Annotated in this window: 1 rRNA gene; it reads right to left on the reverse strand. The window is 47.5% G+C overall.

The window, feature by feature from the left end:
- A 23S ribosomal RNA gene (locus COL3_RS24215) occupies positions 1-1,195 on the reverse strand; the annotation flags it as partial.

The raw sequence follows: 1,195 nt of genomic DNA on the forward strand, positions 1-1,195 counted from the left end.
GTGAACCCGTAGCTTCGGTGGTAAGTTTGAGCCCCGGACATTTTCGGCGCAGGATCTCTTGACTAGTGAGCTATTACGCACTCTTTTAATGAGTGGCTGCTTCTAAGCCAACATCCTAGTTGTCTTAGAAATCCCACATCCTTTTCCACTTAACTTACACTTTGGGACCTTAGCTGACGATCTGGGCTGTTTCCCTTTTGACCATGGAACTTATCTTTCACAGTCTGACTGCCGGACTGATAGTATATGGCATTCGGAGTTTGATAAGGTTCGGTAAGCGCTATGCCCCCTAGCCTATTCAGTGCTCTACCTCCACTACTCACATTTTCCGACGCTAGCCCTAAAGCTATTTCGAGGAGAACCAGCTATATCCGAGTTCGATTGGAATTTCTCCGCTATCCACAGCTCATCCCATGCTTTTTCAACAGCAACGTGGTTCGGTCCTCCACGAGGTTTTACCCTCGCTTCAACCTGGCCATGGATAGGTCACCCGGTTTCGGGTCTACAGCATGCAACTAGTCGCCCTATTAAGACTCGGTTTCCCTTCGGCTCCGTACCTTAAGTACTTAACCTTGCTACATACCGTAACTCGTTGGCTCGTTCTACAAAAAGCACATCATCACACACATAAGGTGCTTTGATCGGTTGTAGGCACATGGTTTCAGGTTCTATTTCACTCCCCTCCCGGGGTTCTTTTCACCTTTCCCTCACGGTACTGCTTCACTATCGGTCATCAGGTAGTATTTAGCCTTGGGAGGTGGTCCTCCCTGCTTCCCACAAGGTTTCACGTGTCTCGTGGTACTCTGGTGCAGAACTGATTATCATAGTTTTCACTTACGGGACTATTACCCCCTATGGTCCAACTTTCCAGTTGTGTTCAATTAACCATGATTTCTCGTTATGTTCTGTCCGCAACCCCAGAGATAAATCTCTGGTTTGGGCTCTTTCCTTTTCGCTCGCCGCTACTAAGAAAATCGATTTTTCTTTCTCTTCCTCCAGGTACTTAGATGTTTCAGTTCCCTGGGTTTACCTTCATAAAGCTATGTATTCACTTTATGATACATGGGGTTTCCCATGTGAGTTTCCTCATTCGGAAATCTTCGGATCTCTGGCTATGTGCGCCTACCCGAAGCTTATCGCAGCTTATCGCGTCCTTCATCGGCTCCTGATGCCAAGGCATTCACCATGCGCCCTT

This window comes from Clostridium sp. LS (assembly GCF_002760435.1).
Taxonomy (GTDB): domain Bacteria; phylum Bacillota; class Clostridia; order Clostridiales; family Clostridiaceae; genus Clostridium.